Origin of the sequence: Sphingobium limneticum, assembly GCF_008710165.1 — a bacterium.
Taxonomy (GTDB): Bacteria; Pseudomonadota; Alphaproteobacteria; order Sphingomonadales; family Sphingomonadaceae; genus Sphingobium; species Sphingobium limneticum.
In genome coordinates, this window is record NZ_VYQA01000002.1 from 248830 (window position 1) to 262766 (window position 13937).

Annotated in this window: 10 protein-coding genes and 1 pseudogene; all 11 read right to left on the reverse strand. The window is 64.5% G+C overall.

The genetic code is table 11. The features are described 5' to 3' along the window. Nucleotides 1-7 precede the first annotated feature (7 nt). Nucleotides 8-1138, reverse strand: a complete 1131-nt coding sequence (locus tag F4U95_RS03255) for a glycosyltransferase family 2 protein (RefSeq protein ID WP_150424548.1) — start codon at nucleotides 1136-1138, stop codon at nucleotides 8-10. A gap of 3 nt (nucleotides 1139-1141) precedes the next feature. Further along, complete coding sequence (locus F4U95_RS03260; RefSeq protein ID WP_150424549.1) at nucleotides 1142-2491, reverse strand: sugar transferase; 1350 nt, start codon at nucleotides 2489-2491, stop codon at nucleotides 1142-1144. Nucleotides 2492-2554: 63 nt separating this feature from the next. Beyond that, complete coding sequence (locus tag F4U95_RS03265; RefSeq protein ID WP_150424550.1) at nucleotides 2555-2854, reverse strand: hypothetical protein; 300 nt, start codon at nucleotides 2852-2854, stop codon at nucleotides 2555-2557. Next, a complete protein-coding gene (locus F4U95_RS03270; protein ID WP_150424551.1) occupies nucleotides 2851-4746 on the reverse strand; it encodes an XrtA/PEP-CTERM system amidotransferase in 1896 nt (631 codons plus the stop codon). The genes F4U95_RS03265 and F4U95_RS03270 overlap by 4 nt, the downstream gene beginning before the upstream one ends. 72 nt (nucleotides 4747-4818) lie before the next feature. After that, entirely contained in the window at nucleotides 4819-6333 is a 1515-nt protein-coding gene (gene xrtA / locus F4U95_RS03275; protein ID WP_425505030.1) for an exosortase A, read from the reverse strand. Between the two features lie 17 nt (nucleotides 6334-6350). Further along, complete coding sequence (locus F4U95_RS03280) at nucleotides 6351-7577, reverse strand: TIGR03087 family PEP-CTERM/XrtA system glycosyltransferase (protein WP_150424553.1); 1227 nt, start codon at nucleotides 7575-7577, stop codon at nucleotides 6351-6353. Further along, nucleotides 7574-8647 carry a FemAB family XrtA/PEP-CTERM system-associated protein gene (locus tag F4U95_RS03285; protein ID WP_150424554.1) on the reverse strand — a complete coding sequence of 358 codons (1074 nt, stop codon included), beginning with the start codon at nucleotides 8645-8647 and terminating at the stop codon, nucleotides 7574-7576. The genes F4U95_RS03280 and F4U95_RS03285 overlap by 4 nt, the downstream gene beginning before the upstream one ends. 65 nt (nucleotides 8648-8712) lie before the next feature. Then, on the reverse strand, nucleotides 8713-9783 hold the full coding sequence (locus tag F4U95_RS03290) for a FemAB family XrtA/PEP-CTERM system-associated protein (RefSeq protein WP_150424555.1): 1071 nt from the start codon (nucleotides 9781-9783) through the stop codon (nucleotides 8713-8715). Continuing rightward, nucleotides 9780-10625: an XrtA system polysaccharide deacetylase gene (locus F4U95_RS03295; RefSeq protein ID WP_150424556.1), complete on the reverse strand. Its 846-nt coding sequence runs from the start codon at nucleotides 10623-10625 to the stop codon at nucleotides 9780-9782. Before F4U95_RS03295 ends, F4U95_RS03290 begins: the two co-directional genes overlap by 4 nt. Nucleotides 10626-11407: 782 nt before the next feature. Further along, a pseudogene (locus F4U95_RS25505) lies at nucleotides 11408-12326 on the reverse strand (XrtA/PEP-CTERM system-associated ATPase); the annotation flags it as partial. Between the two features lie 22 nt (nucleotides 12327-12348). Next, nucleotides 12349-13893, reverse strand: coding sequence for a hypothetical protein (locus F4U95_RS03305; protein WP_150424769.1), 1545 nt, complete (start codon nucleotides 13891-13893; stop codon nucleotides 12349-12351). Nucleotides 13894-13937: the final 44 nt, after the last annotated feature.

Below are 13937 nucleotides of genomic sequence, written 5' to 3' on the forward strand. Positions count from 1 at the left end.
GCCCGGCTTAGCGTGACTGGGCGGGGTTCCACACGGTGACGGTCCGCCCCGTCATCGCTTTGGCCACGCCTTGCAACGTCGCGGCATAAGCGATCAATATATCGACCAGCGCGGCGAAGGGACCGCTCTTCGCCCGTACGCCGATCCAGATGATCAGCGCCACACCCAAAGCCCCCGCCAGATAAAGCGCAGGCGACAGCCGCATGGCCAGCGCCCCGGCCGCCACCGCGCCGATCAGGATGAACAATCCGCCGAACCAGCGCACGATCTTGCGCGAGGCATATTTGAACCGGTCGAGCGCGCCCATGCGCCGCAATTGCGGGCGCAGATGGACATGAGTGTGCCATGCGCGCGCGGCGATCCGCACCTTGCGCCGATATTCGTCCTTACGGGCAGTGACGAGGCGCTCCCGCGCGATCACATCCTTCGCCTTGACGAGCCGCTGGCCGGCGAAGACAACGGCCATGGACACGGTCAGATCGTCCAGCACGCTGTCAGGGAAGTCGGGATAAAGGCTGCGCCGGATAGAGAAGATGGAGCCATCCGCGCCCAGCACATTGCCGGTGCGCGATTCCTCGTCCTTCAGCTTCTCCTCGATCCGCCAGTAGAGCGAACCGACCGAAGCGGTCGCGCTGCCTTCCGCGCCGATATAATGGAGCGAACCCAGCACGCCGCCCACCTGCGGGTCGGCATAGCGCGCCAGCAGATTGTCGATCGCGTCCGGATCCAGCAGCACATTGGCGTCGGTGAAGATCAGCACGTCGCCACGCGCCCGCGCCGCCAGTTGCTTCATGCCATGCGCCTTACCGCTGCGGCCGGGGCCACGGATCAACGTCACGAGGCTGCCCTGCGCGGCGATCAAGTCGCCTGTACCGTCCGACGATCCATCGTCGAAGGCGAGGATTTCCAGCGTGGGATGCCGCGCCTTCAGCATCGCCAGATTGGCCAGCTTCTCCGGTATCGCCGCTGCTTCATTATAGGCGCAGAACAGCAGAGAGGCGCTCGGCACCGCTCCTTCGACAGGCGCTTCGGGCCGTGTCGATAGCAGGCGCAGGATCAGCGGATAGGAAAGAAACGGCCACGCCACCACGGTCAGGCAGAGCAGCAAAATCGCGGCAAGGGTCAGGTTGGTCGCCATCGCTCAATAGGCCTTGTGATGGACCAGAACGCCCAGCGTGGCGACGATGATCCGCAGGTCGCGCCAGATCGACCAGTCGCTGACATATTCCAGGTCGGATTGAAGCCGGTCGATCAGATCCTGATGATGATCGGTGGAGCCGCGATGGCCGCGCACCTGCGCCAAGCCGGTCATGCCCGGCTTGATGCAATGCCGCTCCCAATAGCGCGCATCCACCTCCCAATAGAGGCTGTCGCCCGCCTTGGCGGCGGCGGCATGCGGCCGCGGGCCGACGATGCTCATGTCGCCCTTCAGCACGTTGAACAGCTGCGGCAGCTCATCGATGCTGGTCTTGCGCAGGAAGGCGCCGACGCGGGTGACGCGATCATCGTCGCGCTTCGTCAGTGTAGCGGCCCTATGATCGCTCGCCTCGCTGCGCATCGACCGGAATTTGTAGATGGCGAAGGGACGGGCATCCTTGCCGATACGCGGCTGGCGGAACAGCGCCGGGCCGGGGCTGGTCAGCCGCACGGCCAGCGCCGCCCCGATCAGGATCGGCGACAGCAGGATCGTGGCGACCGTGGCGACGATCAGGTCGAACAGGCGCTTGATCAGGCGATCGCGGAAATGCAGCGGACCGCCCGCGACGATGATCGTCGGCTGGCCGTCAAACTCGTCGATCCGGGCCGGCGCGAAACGCAGCAATTCCGGCACGACAATCTCGCCCCGCGCCGACAGCGACTTGAGCGCCGCCGACCAGTCGGTCATCCGATCGAGCGGACAGGCGACGATCACCCGCTCCGCCATGCCGACCGCCGCCGCCAGCCGGGCCGCCATGTCCGCGTCATGCCGTTCGGGATGAAGGTTGGCGGCATCGGCGTCGATCACATCCATATGCGGCCCCGTCTCGATCGCAACGCCATCCAGGATGACGGCGGTCAGATGCGGCACGTCACCCAGCACAGTGACCGCCAACCGTGCGACCGCCAGCCGCACCAAGGACACCGCGACTGCACCCAGCGACAGCCCTGTGATAAAGGTCAGACGCGACAGTTGCTCGGCGATTTTGCCCAGATAGACGATTAGCAGCATCAGCAAGGCGGCCTGCGCCAGCGCCCAGAGCGCGCGCACGATGCCGCGCCGCACCCGATCGAGCGTGTTGATGCCATAGGCGCCGCCCTGCACCGCCAGCAACGCATAAAGCGGCGCGATCATGGCGAACATCACCAGGCCATGGGGCTTGCCCGGCTCACCCCACAGCGCGCCCAGCACGAACCAGTTGGCAGCCAGAAAGGCGCAGAACAGGCCCGCCATGTCCCCCGCCAGACACAGCGCATAAAGCCGCAGCCGCACGATTTCCTTGGAGACTGTCACCGTTGCGCCCTGTTAATCGTCATGCGCCCCGTTGGCACTGCGGACGATGCGTTGCAAGGGCCGCTATATACAATCGCCGGTGGAACATATCGCCATAAGCCCGATGAACGGCTGCGCCAGAATAACCATGACGGCGTAGGCCGACAGGAGGCCCAGCAGATATTTCTCGTGCAGGCGGGCAAATGGAAGGCCCAGCAGCCAGAAACCGCTCATCCCCGCCATCACCGAAAGAGCAGCCGCGATCAACGCAACGACGCCCCCACTGATGACAGGCCGCACGAGATGCGCGAAGCTGAGCCATACCAGCCACGGTGCGCCCAGCATTACGACGAACCCAAGCCCGTTGCGTGCAGCGTTGCTCATGCCCCGAACAGACGCGTCAGCGACTTGTCCAGCATCAGCAACTGCCACAGCAGCCGACCATGGTCGGAGACGCCCGACCGGTGATCGGCCGCGACCTTCGCCAGCATGGACGTATCGAACCAGCCGGTCTTGGCCAGCGCCGATCCCCCGGCGATCGCCGTCGCCTCGCCCGCCAGTGCGCCACGGAACCATGCGCTGATCGGAGTCACAAACCCCATTTTCTGGCGATAGAGTATGTCCTGCGGCAGGAACGGCTCCATCGCCTTCTTCAGCAGATATTTGCCGCTATTGCCGCGAATGCGCTGCGCCACCGGCAGGCGGGCAGCGAACTCGACCAAGCGATGATCCAGCAGCGGCTCACGCGCCTCCAGGCTGACGGCCATGCTCATCCGGTCGGTCTTGGTCAGGATGTCGCCGGGCAACCAGATACGGATATCGGCATATTGCGCCCGGTCGAGCGGGTCGCGCGCCGGGGCATCGGCCATCGCCTTGATATAGCGGTCTTCCGCCCGATAGGCGCCAAGCCGGCTCTTCATCTCCTGACTGAACAGTCGTTGGCGCAGCGGGTGCGGGGTCACGCCGACCGACGCGGCATAGGCTTCCCCGCCCTCCCCGGCCAATTCCAGAAAGGTGGATTTGGCCCGCAGCGCGCGCGGTGCCCAATCGGCCTTGGGATAATATTTGCCGAGCGTCCCGAACAAGGGCTGGCGCACCGAAGCCGGCATCAACGACCGGAAGCGCTCGCCCTGCATCTGGAAGCGATGGCGGCGATAACCGGCAAAGGCTTCGTCCGCGCCATCGCCCGACAGCGCGACCGTCACCTGCTCGCGCGCCAATTCGCACACCCGGAAAGTCGGCAGCGCGGACGCGTCCGCGAAAGGCTCGTCGAAATGGAAGGCCAGCCGGTCGATCAATCCATAATCATCCGGTGATACGATGCGGGTACGATGATCGGTGGCGAAACGGCGTGCGATGCGATCGGCAAAAGCCGTCTCGTCCAGGCTGGCGACGTCGAAGCCGATAGTGCAGGTCTTGACGGCCTGGCTGGACGCCTCCGCCATCAACGCGACGACGCTGCTGCTATCGACCCCGCCCGAAAGAAAGGCGCCCAATGGCACATCGGCGACCATGCGCGATCGCACCGCCTGCCGCATCAGCGCGACCAGTTCTTCTTCCAGCGCCTCGGGCTTCGCTTTCGTCCGGTCGGCAAAGCTGACGTCCCAATAGCGTTGCGGTTGCGGCAATGGCCGACCCCGCACCAGCCGCAACGTCTCGCCCGCGCCCAGTTTGCGCACGCCCGCCACCAAACAGGCATCGTCGGGCACATAGCCATAGGCCATATAATCCTCGACCGCCGACAGATCCGGCGCGCGCCGCAGCAGCGGATGGGCGAGCAGGCTTTTCAACTCCGATCCGAAGATCAGGCTGCCGTCCGACAGCAGGGCATAATGGAGCGGCTTGACCCCCATGCGGTCGCGCACCAGCCACAAAGCCTGCGCTCGCGCATCGAACAGCGCGAAAGCGAACATGCCGTTGAAGCGCTGCACGCAATCCTCCCCCCATTGGCGATAGCCGTGGAGAATAACTTCGGTATCGCTATGGGTGCGAAAGACATGGCCCTTCGCCTCCAGTTCGGCACGCACTTCGGCGAAATTATAGATTTCGCCGTTGAACACGACCGTCAGACTTTCATCCTCGGTCAACATCGGCTGCGCGCCGGATTCCAGGTCGATGATCGACAGGCGCAAATGGCCAAGGCCTACGCCCGGCGCGGTCCAGATACCGCTGCCGTCCGGGCCGCGATGCGGCATGACGTCCAGCATCGCGCGCACCCGTGCCGGGTCCACGGGCTTGGCCGTTTCGAGATGGAAGATGCCCGCTATGCCGCACATATTCTGGCCTTTAAAGGATCGACCGGCAAATCATACCCCGTTCGGGCTGAGCCTGACGAAGCCCCGACTTTTTCATCGGATACCCACGCTGCGGTCAGCCAAAAGCTGCACGTCGCCCAGATCGGTCAGGAAAGCGCCGATCGCGGCATCGGACGGGCGACCTTCCGCTTCCTCCGCCGACACCAGGATGGCCACGGCGCGCTGATCCTGTCCCAGCAGCCGCGCCTTCATCGTCGCCATCTTGATCGCCGGCCTGCTGCCGGTCGTGGCACCATGGCCGACGCGGTAGAAACTCACCACATGGCGCACGACCGGACCGGGCGCCGTAATCTGTTCGCCGCGCGCATCCGCCGGGGCGCGTGCAGGCGAGGACCAGACCCATTCGCTATTGGGATCGGCCGCGCCCTGGCCAAAGCCCACAAGCTTGCGATCCTCCCCCTGCGCCGCATAGGCCGCGATGGCAAGGTCCACCACCTGTCCACGCCCATTGCTATAGCGGCCGATCACGAAATGGTCGGCGCCATCGAAGCGCGGCTTCCATGGATAGGCCTGCGGCGTGGCGGTCCGCGTCCAGCCGGCGACATTGGGCATGGCCAATACAGGCGGCAACGGATCGGCAGCGGCAGCCGTAGCAGCGAGCCAAAGCGGTGCGGCGACGATCATCGCCAACGCCGTACCTGCGATCCCACCCGCCCGCGATGTACCCTTTACCGCGCCCTGCAACGCACGCGGATCGAACCAGGGATCGCCGGGCTTACGATCGAAAAACGGCCAGGCCGTCGCCATCACCACGACCATGACGATCGCGAAGAAGACCCAGCCATAGACGACATGATCGAAACCCACGGCGGCATCCACCGTCGTCAGATGCGCGACCAATATGGTGGTGAAGGCGCGCACGCCATTGGCCAGCACCGACAGGCTGAGCGCGCCGATCATGAACACCGCGCGGCGCGACCAGCTTGTGAAACAGACGTTGCAGACCAGCGTGCCATAAGCCGTCATGGCGATCAGGAATTTCGCCCCGGAACAGGCCTCCGCCACTTCGAAATAGCCGGTCGGGGTGGTGATGAAGATGCCCTCCATATGCGCCGGCACACCCGACAGGTCGAGCAGCAGCATGGCGAGGCGGGCCGTCAGCAATTGGAGCGGCGGGACGATCTCCTCGCCAAATGGCACCATGAAGAAGGCGTAGAAGAGCGGGAAGAGCAAGGCCCGCGCTACGGCCGGACCCAGCAACGCGATGGTCGCGCCCTGCAACATCAGGACCAGCGCGCCATGACGCACCATCGCCACACCCGCGGCCGCGCCCAGCAGCCAGGCGAAGGCACCCAGCCCCAACCATATCAGCCCCGGCGCCCAGGCGACCGGTTCCAACTGGCGCAGGCCCGGCATCCGCTGCTGCACCAGCCAGGCGATGAGGAAGGGGATGAACATGCAATGGCCGAAGGTGGAGGCGTTCCACCAGATCGACACCATGCTGCGCACATCGGCAAAAAATAGCGCCAATATCGCGAAGGCGACGATGCCCAGCGCGGTCAGATGACCACGCCAGCCTGCCAGATCGGTCAGTGGCAGCCGGTCCATCGGGATAGCGCGATCGGTCACGCGGCCTGCACGCCGGCGGCGGCTTGGCCGAACAGCAGGTCGGGCAGATGGGCAAGTGTGGAGGACCAGCGATAGCGCTCCTCCATCCGCGCGCGGGCGGCCAGGCCAAGGCGCTGCGCGCGCGCCGGATCGGCAAGCAGCGCGACGACTTTGGCCGCCTCTTCCGCAGGGTTGGCCGCTATCAGGAAATGTGCTTCATCCGTAGCGTCGATGCCTTCGGCGGCTTGCGGAGACGCGACCACGGGCCGACCCATCGCCATCGCCTCCAGCACCTTGTTCTGAATGCCGCGCGCGATCCGCAGCGGCGCGACGACGACATCCGCCGCCGCCAGCCAGCCCCGCACATCGGGCACGCCGCCGGTCACGATAACGCCCGGCAGCCCCCCCAATGCTTCCACCGCTTTAGCCGGATTGCGCCCGACAATGGCGAAGCGCGCATCGGCATGAACGGTACGGATCGCCGGCAGCGTCTGGCGCGCGAAACTTTCCACTGCCTCGATATTGGGGCGGTAATCCATCTGGCCGGTGAAGACGAGCAACGGCCCCGCCGCCCGTTCGACCGACGGAAAGCAGGCGGCAGGATCGAAATAGTCGAGCGCCACGCCATTCTCGATGGCGATTACTCGATCGGTGCCAAGGCCGCAGGCCTTGCGGAACAGCGCCGCCTCCGCCTCACTGACGAAGCTGCTGATATCCGCCCGTGCCGCCGTCCGCCGTTCGAAATCGAGCAGCACGCGGCCTTCGCGGCGATTGATCCAGCCCATCGGTCCACCACCTTGCGCGCCATAGCTGGCATATTTGGCGGAATCGAAATCGACGAAATCCATGAGGAAAGGTACATCAGCCGGAAGCATCGGCACGAAATGCGCCATCTGCGCCGAATAGGCGACGACGGCCCGGATCGGCCGTTCCGCGAGAGTCTGCGCCACCCAGCGATGCAGGCCGGGATGATCGAACAGGGATATGAGCAGGGATTGCCGCCTGGCTAGGCCGGTCAGCCCGGCCACGACCTTCGACCGGTTGCGCATCAGCACGCACTGGCTGGTCGTACTCTGCGCCATCTCGCCGGCAAAGCCCATGTCGCGATCGTCATCGGCGAAGCAGCCGACATGGACGGGGGCGACCTCTGCCAGGCGCTTGAGCAGATGATAGGACCGGATCTTGTCGCCCCGATCCGGGGGAAAGGGAATACGGTGGCAGAGGAAGAGGATGTCGCCGCTCATCCAAGCCCTCGCGCGATGTGCGGGCCGATGAGGTTGGCGATCGGCTCCGGCAGTTTCTTCCACAATTCGACCTTGCGCCGATATTGGGGCGAGAGCGGATTGACGTCGCGCGTTTCCTTGCCCGGCGCGGTACGCAGATGATAGCCGAGCGGCTCGCCCTCAAACCCCCATGTCTTCTTCCAGGCGGCGGGACCGGTGCCGACCTTCGACCGGCCGAAATCGAAGATGGTGCAGCCCCGCTCCCTCGCGGCGCGCATCAGGCTGAAATAGAGAAATTCGTTCGATCGCATCGCCCGCGCACCACCTGCCGCGCCATGCCAATAGGGCATGCACGCACCACGATGATAGAGGCTGATCACGGCTGACAGCGGTACGCCATCCTTCGACACCATGGCGATATCGGCATCGTCGCCGAACCGATCCATCACTTGGTCGAACAGCGCGCGGGGGAAGACCGGCGTACCCAGATTATGGACACTGTGCGCATAAAGCCGGTAGTGGATATCCCGCAACCGCTTGTCCCGACCCATTTCGAAGGTCAGGTCATTGCCGATCCCCTTGCGGATTTCGGCCCGGTGCCGCTTGGGCACGGCCTTGAGTTCGGCCTCATCGTCGGCGGACAGAGCACGGGAGAAACCGAGATAGGCGTCGGCCTTTTCCTGCCATGACGCCCCCCTTGGCGTTTCGCCGCCACGCAGTTCCAACGTGTCGCAGCCCAGCCTTTCGGCCATGATCCATGCGGCATCGGCCAATGCCGTCCCCGCCTTGCGATCGGTGGTCAATATGCCGCCATCCACGGCAAAACCGCTGCTCACGAGCGCACGACCGAACAGGGCGGAGCGGATGGATGTGAGCGGCAACAGGCCGACGATATCCTTGCCGAACAGGCGCGCGACCAGCATCTTGGCCTTCTGCCCGGTGCCGGCTTCCACACCCATGACCCAGCCGGGCCGGTGGAAGGGCGTCGAGTTCGGATGCGCCAGCACCCAGGCGTCCAGTTCCGCGACCGTCGCGCTGTCGGACAGCCGCGCTTCGTCGATGATGACGCCCAGACCGGTAATTGCATTCATGGACGTATTTCCCTTGCCACCCGTGCCTGATCCTAACGATCAGGATTGAATATTTGGTGTGTGTTTCAACCAAGACCGCGCGAGATCATCGGTCCCAACAGGTTCGCGACCGGCAGCGGCAACCGCTTCCACAGGTCGACCCGCCGTCGATATTTGGCGCTGTGCGGATTGACGTCGCGCCCTGCCCCATCCGCCGCCCAGTCATGATAGACGCGCGGCACCGGTTCGAAGCCAAAGCTTTTCTTCCAGGCCGCCTGCCCGCTGCCGGCCTTTGATCGGCCGAAGTCGAAATGGGTCATGCCGCGTGCGCGGCCATGGCCCATCAAACGATAATACATCAGTTCGTTGGAACGCAGTTGGCGTGCATCGGCAACGCCCCCGCCCCAATAGGGCATGGCCCGCCCCTGATGGTAGAGGGAGAGGACAGCCGACACCGGCCGGTCATCCTGCCACACCACCAGCAGGTCGGCATCGTCGCCGAAATGCTGCAACACCGATTTGAACAGCTTCGCCGGGAATACCGGCGTGCCCAGATTACGGACGCTTGTCGCATAAACATGATAATGATCGCGCAGCAGCCGATCGGTTCGTCCGACTTCGACGCTGAGCGAAGGATTGGCCAGCGCCTTGCGCAGTTCGGCGCGATGTTTGCGCGGTATGGCCAGCAATTCCGCCTCGTCATCGACCGCGATCGGCCGGACGAAGCCGACATATTCGCCCTCGGCACTGCTCCATTCGCCGCCCGGTGCCGGTCCGCCGCGCAATTCCACCGATATTGCGCCCTTGTCCCGCGCCAATTGGATCGCCGCAGCGGCCAGCGGTGCCAGCGCCCGGTCGTCAGTCACCAGCAGGCCGCCATCCACGGCGAAGCCGGTCGATACCAGCGCGTTCCCGAACAAGCGGCTCTTCACATGATGTAGCGGCAGCAACCCCTTGATATCGCCGGAGGGTGCCACGGCCGCCAGCAACACAGCGCGATGCCCGGTGGCAGCGGTTATGGCGCGTAGCCAGGCGGTGCGGTGAAAAGGCATACCCGCCGCGTGGCTCGCGACGAAAGCGTCCGCCGCCTGTGCCTGCGACGCATCGCCGACATCCAACGTCACGACCGCCAGATCGGCGGCATGGTCAATCATCATGACGCCCGCGCCGCTTCCGCATCGGCCAGCGCATCCACGCGGGTCCAGGCGAAATCGCTGGTCAGGCGACGCAGCTTGGCCGCCATCACCGACAGGTTGCTATAATGGCGCAGGCGCGACCGCAGCGGCGCTTCCGCCACGCGCGGCTGATCCGGGTCGATTTCCCAGGGATGGAAATAGATGATCGCGGGGCGGCCGGCCTGTTCGTTGACCTGGCGGATCGCCCAGCGCGAAAATGCATAGGGCAGCAGGCGGAAAAAGCCGCCACCGCCCGCCGCCAAAGTGCGCTTGCCCCATTTGGCGGTCGTCACCGGCAGTTCGACCAAAGGCGATCCCGCCACCGGTTTCCACGCGAAGCGCGGCGAATCGGGCCAGCCATAATGGTCATGCCGGATCGGCGCGACGCTGGAGGAATAGCGATAGCCTTCCTCCGCCAGAATCGGATGCGCCCAGGGCGTGCGCGGGTCGATGGAAAAGCTGGGCGCGCGATAGCCGGTCACGGCCTGCCCGCTCGCATCCTCCAGGATCGCCCGCGATTTGCGCAGGTCGGCGCGAAACTCTTCGGGCGTGAAGGTGAAGACGCGGGCATGGTCATAGCCATGGCTGGCCACTTCATGGCCCGCTTCGGCAATGCGCCGCATCAGCGCGGGATAACGTTCCGCAACCCAGCCCAGCGTGAAGAAGGTCGCCTTGACGTCCGCCTGCGCGAACAGGTCCAGCACCGCATCGGTATTGCCTTCGACGCGGTGGGTCAGGCCATCCCAGTCGGCACGCCGCAACGTGCGCTCGAACGCGCCGACCTGGAACCAGTCCTCGACATCGACAGACAGGGCGTTCTGCATAGCACTCCAACTTCAACCATTATCGGCAAAACCCGGTCAGGCGGCGACGCCTTCCTGAAGGTCCGCCATCTGCTCCTCACGCTCGACCCAATCGACCAGCAGGGTCAATACCCGGCGCAGCGCTGTATCCTGTTCCTCGGCCCGGAATTCCAGCGACGACAGCCGTTCTTCGATCAGGGTGAAGCAGGCCTTGAGCGCTTCGGGATCGACTTCCGACTGTGCCGCGACCGGCTGAGCGAAGGGCGCATGCGCCTGCATCGCCCGCAGCGAGGCGATTTCGGCGCGCAATGCCTCGATCTCACCGAGCATGTCGGCGCGCAGCGCATCGACATCGGGCGCTTCGATCGCGGCCAGAGGTTCGGCTTGGGCCTGAACATCGGCAATGGGTTCGATTTCGGTAAAGTCTTCTACTTCCGTCACCTCATCCAGGACAGGCTCATCCTGCTCAGCCACGGGTGCGTCCTCATCTTCGTCCTGCCATGCATTTTCCGCGACCGGCTCAACCTCAAAGGCGACCGGGCGCGGTGGCGCGAAAGCGGCGAAACTCGGCCGCGCAAAGGGCGCCACCGTACTCGGCGCAAAGTCCTGCGCCTCCTCTTCCGAAGCGTCCGCCTCCCGCGCATCCGCAGTGTCCGCGATCGGCTCGACGTCCGCGGCCTGTGCCCAAGACGCGTCCAGTTCGACGGCGTCGTAATCCGCCGCGTCATCCTCGGCCGTATTTTCAAAGGCCGGTTGATAGGCGAAGGGCGCGATGGCGATATCGTCCGCGGCCTCTTCCACCTCGACCGGCTCCTCTTGGGTCAGCGCGTCATCAACGGCGACGGGATCGGGCGTTTCGACATCCTCGACCCTATCGAGCGTCGAAGGCACGACCGGTTCCGGCGTCACATCCGTGTCCAGCCCCATGTCGGCGACGACCGCGCCCACGACCTCTTCGTCGATCAGGTGCAACTGTTCGATCGCGCCCAACAGAAGCACGCGGCTGGCCAGCGCATTAAGACGGCGCGGCACGCCGCCGGTCCCGGCATAAAGTGCAGCAAAAGCGCCGGGGGTGAAGGCGGGGTTGCCGCTCCATCCGGCAATGGCCAGACGATGGAGAATATAGGGCTCGATCTCATTGGCCATCATCGGTTCCAGATGATGGGTCGCGATCACGCGCTGGCGCAGCTGCTCCAGTTCGGGTGACTTGATGAGATCGCGAAACTCCGGCTGGCCCAGCAGGAATATCTGCAACAGCGACTGGCCGCCCAACTGGAAATTGGACAGCATCCGCAATTCCTCGATCGCGGAAACGGGCAGGTTCTGCGCCTCGTCCACGATCAGCAGGGTGCGCCGCCCGGCGCGCGCCTGAGCATAGAGATAGCCTTCGACCTGATGCAGGATCGCCGCCTTGGGCTGGCCATCGACCGACAGACCGAAATGCTGCGCAGCAAGGCGCAACATGTCGTCGCCCTCGACCTGCGTCGACACGATCTTGACCGCAGACAGACGGGACGGATCGATCGTCTGCATCAGATGGCCGACCAGCGTAGTCTTGCCCGCGCCGATATCGCCGGTGATGACGATGAAGCCTTCACCCTGCGCCAGGCCATAGCCCAGATAGGACAGCGCCTTGCGATGCGTCGCGCTCTCGAAATAATAATGCGGGTCCGGCGTCAGCTGGAACGGGCGGCCCTGCAAGCCGTAATATTGATCGAACATATCCTCGTCTCCCAAGCCGACGTCAGAAGCTGTAGCGCAGGCCGACCTGCCCCATCGCACTGATGATCGTGTCGAAATCGTCCGCCTTCACCCCGTCCAGCCCCAGCGAGGCCGAAGCCGCCAGGCGGCGCGACAAATTCTTGTAATAGCTGGTGAAAGCGCCATAGTTCAGCACATCGAGGCGATCCCCGCTGGCGTCGAAATAGTTGATATATGTCACCAGGTCGATGCTGTCCGAACTGCTGATGGCATAGTTGACCGACGCATTGCCGTACCAATTTTCATCGCGCGATCCACGGATCAGCACCGTCTGGCCATTGGGCGTGATGAACTTGCGTTGCGAATAGCCGCCGCCAAGCCCCCAGCCCCACGGCCCGCGGCGCAACGAATATTGCGCCGACACGCCACGATAGCGGAAGTTCGCGTCGGTGATGCCCGACAGCGCATCGTTGAAGCACTGGCCACCGCCTGTGGTGGAGAAGGCGCAGCCGGTGATGTCGCCGGTGAAAGGATTGCGCGCCACGTCGAAGCTGCTGCCCGACAGGGCGGCAACGTCGGCATTGATCATGCGGCCGAAGCTGTCGATCCCGTCGAAGACGACGATGGCGACGCTGCTGTCGCGCCCCTGCCACAGGAAGCTGCCCTGATAGGTCATGCCGCCATAACGTTCGCCGACCCGCGCCTGCAAGGTCGTGCGACGGCTGGGCCGCCACAACACGCCTGCGTCCCAGATGATGTCGTCGAAATTATAGATCAGCGCACGCGGCGAGCTTTTGTCCGTCACATAACGGCCGTTGCGGACCAGCGGCATGCCGTTCGCATCCAGTTCCGGCGAACGCTGGCTGATCTCGATCTTCTCATAGCCGACACCACCGACAAGGGCGAGCGTGGGCGATACTGGCACGGTCGCATCGACACGGCCCCACAGATCCTCGAACCGCTGGTCGAGCTGGCTCGCCTCTTCGCGATCATAGCCCGCGCTAGCGGTAAGGCCGATGCCCGGCAGCACCGTATTGGGCGCAAAACCGACCGATCCGAGCAGGCTGTGCGTCCAGCTGTCAGCAAAGGCGCCATTGGACTGCAAGCCGCCGAAATTCTGGTTCACGCTATCATCGACCCGCGTGTAGCCAAGGCGATAGGAACCATTGACGTTGAAGTCGCCAATCTGGGTGGTGTAGGATGGCCCGACATAGCCCGACCAGACCTGGCTGCTGAAGCTGTCGCGCTGCGTCGAGGCGCCCGACAGGCCATCGGTGCGTACGCGCGTGGCCAGGCCGCCGCTCATGAGCGAAAGGCCAGGCGCAAGATTGACATTGGCATGGGCGACGCCGCTGATGACATCCTGATCCGATGTCTGGCTACCCCAGCCGAAGCTGTGATTATATTGCAAGTCGACCACCGCCTCGACACGGCGGCTCTTTACTTCCGCCGTCACGCCAGCGGTGACATTGGTGTAGGTCAGCACGTCGCCCTCGCCCTTGATCGGCCCGGTCACGACTTGGTCCACGCCAAGATAGGGCGTCACATTGAGGCGCTTGCCATCGGACGACTGCGCATGGGCGGGCATTGCAACGGCCAGCGCGGCGAGCGATGCGCCTGCGGTCCAGAGCC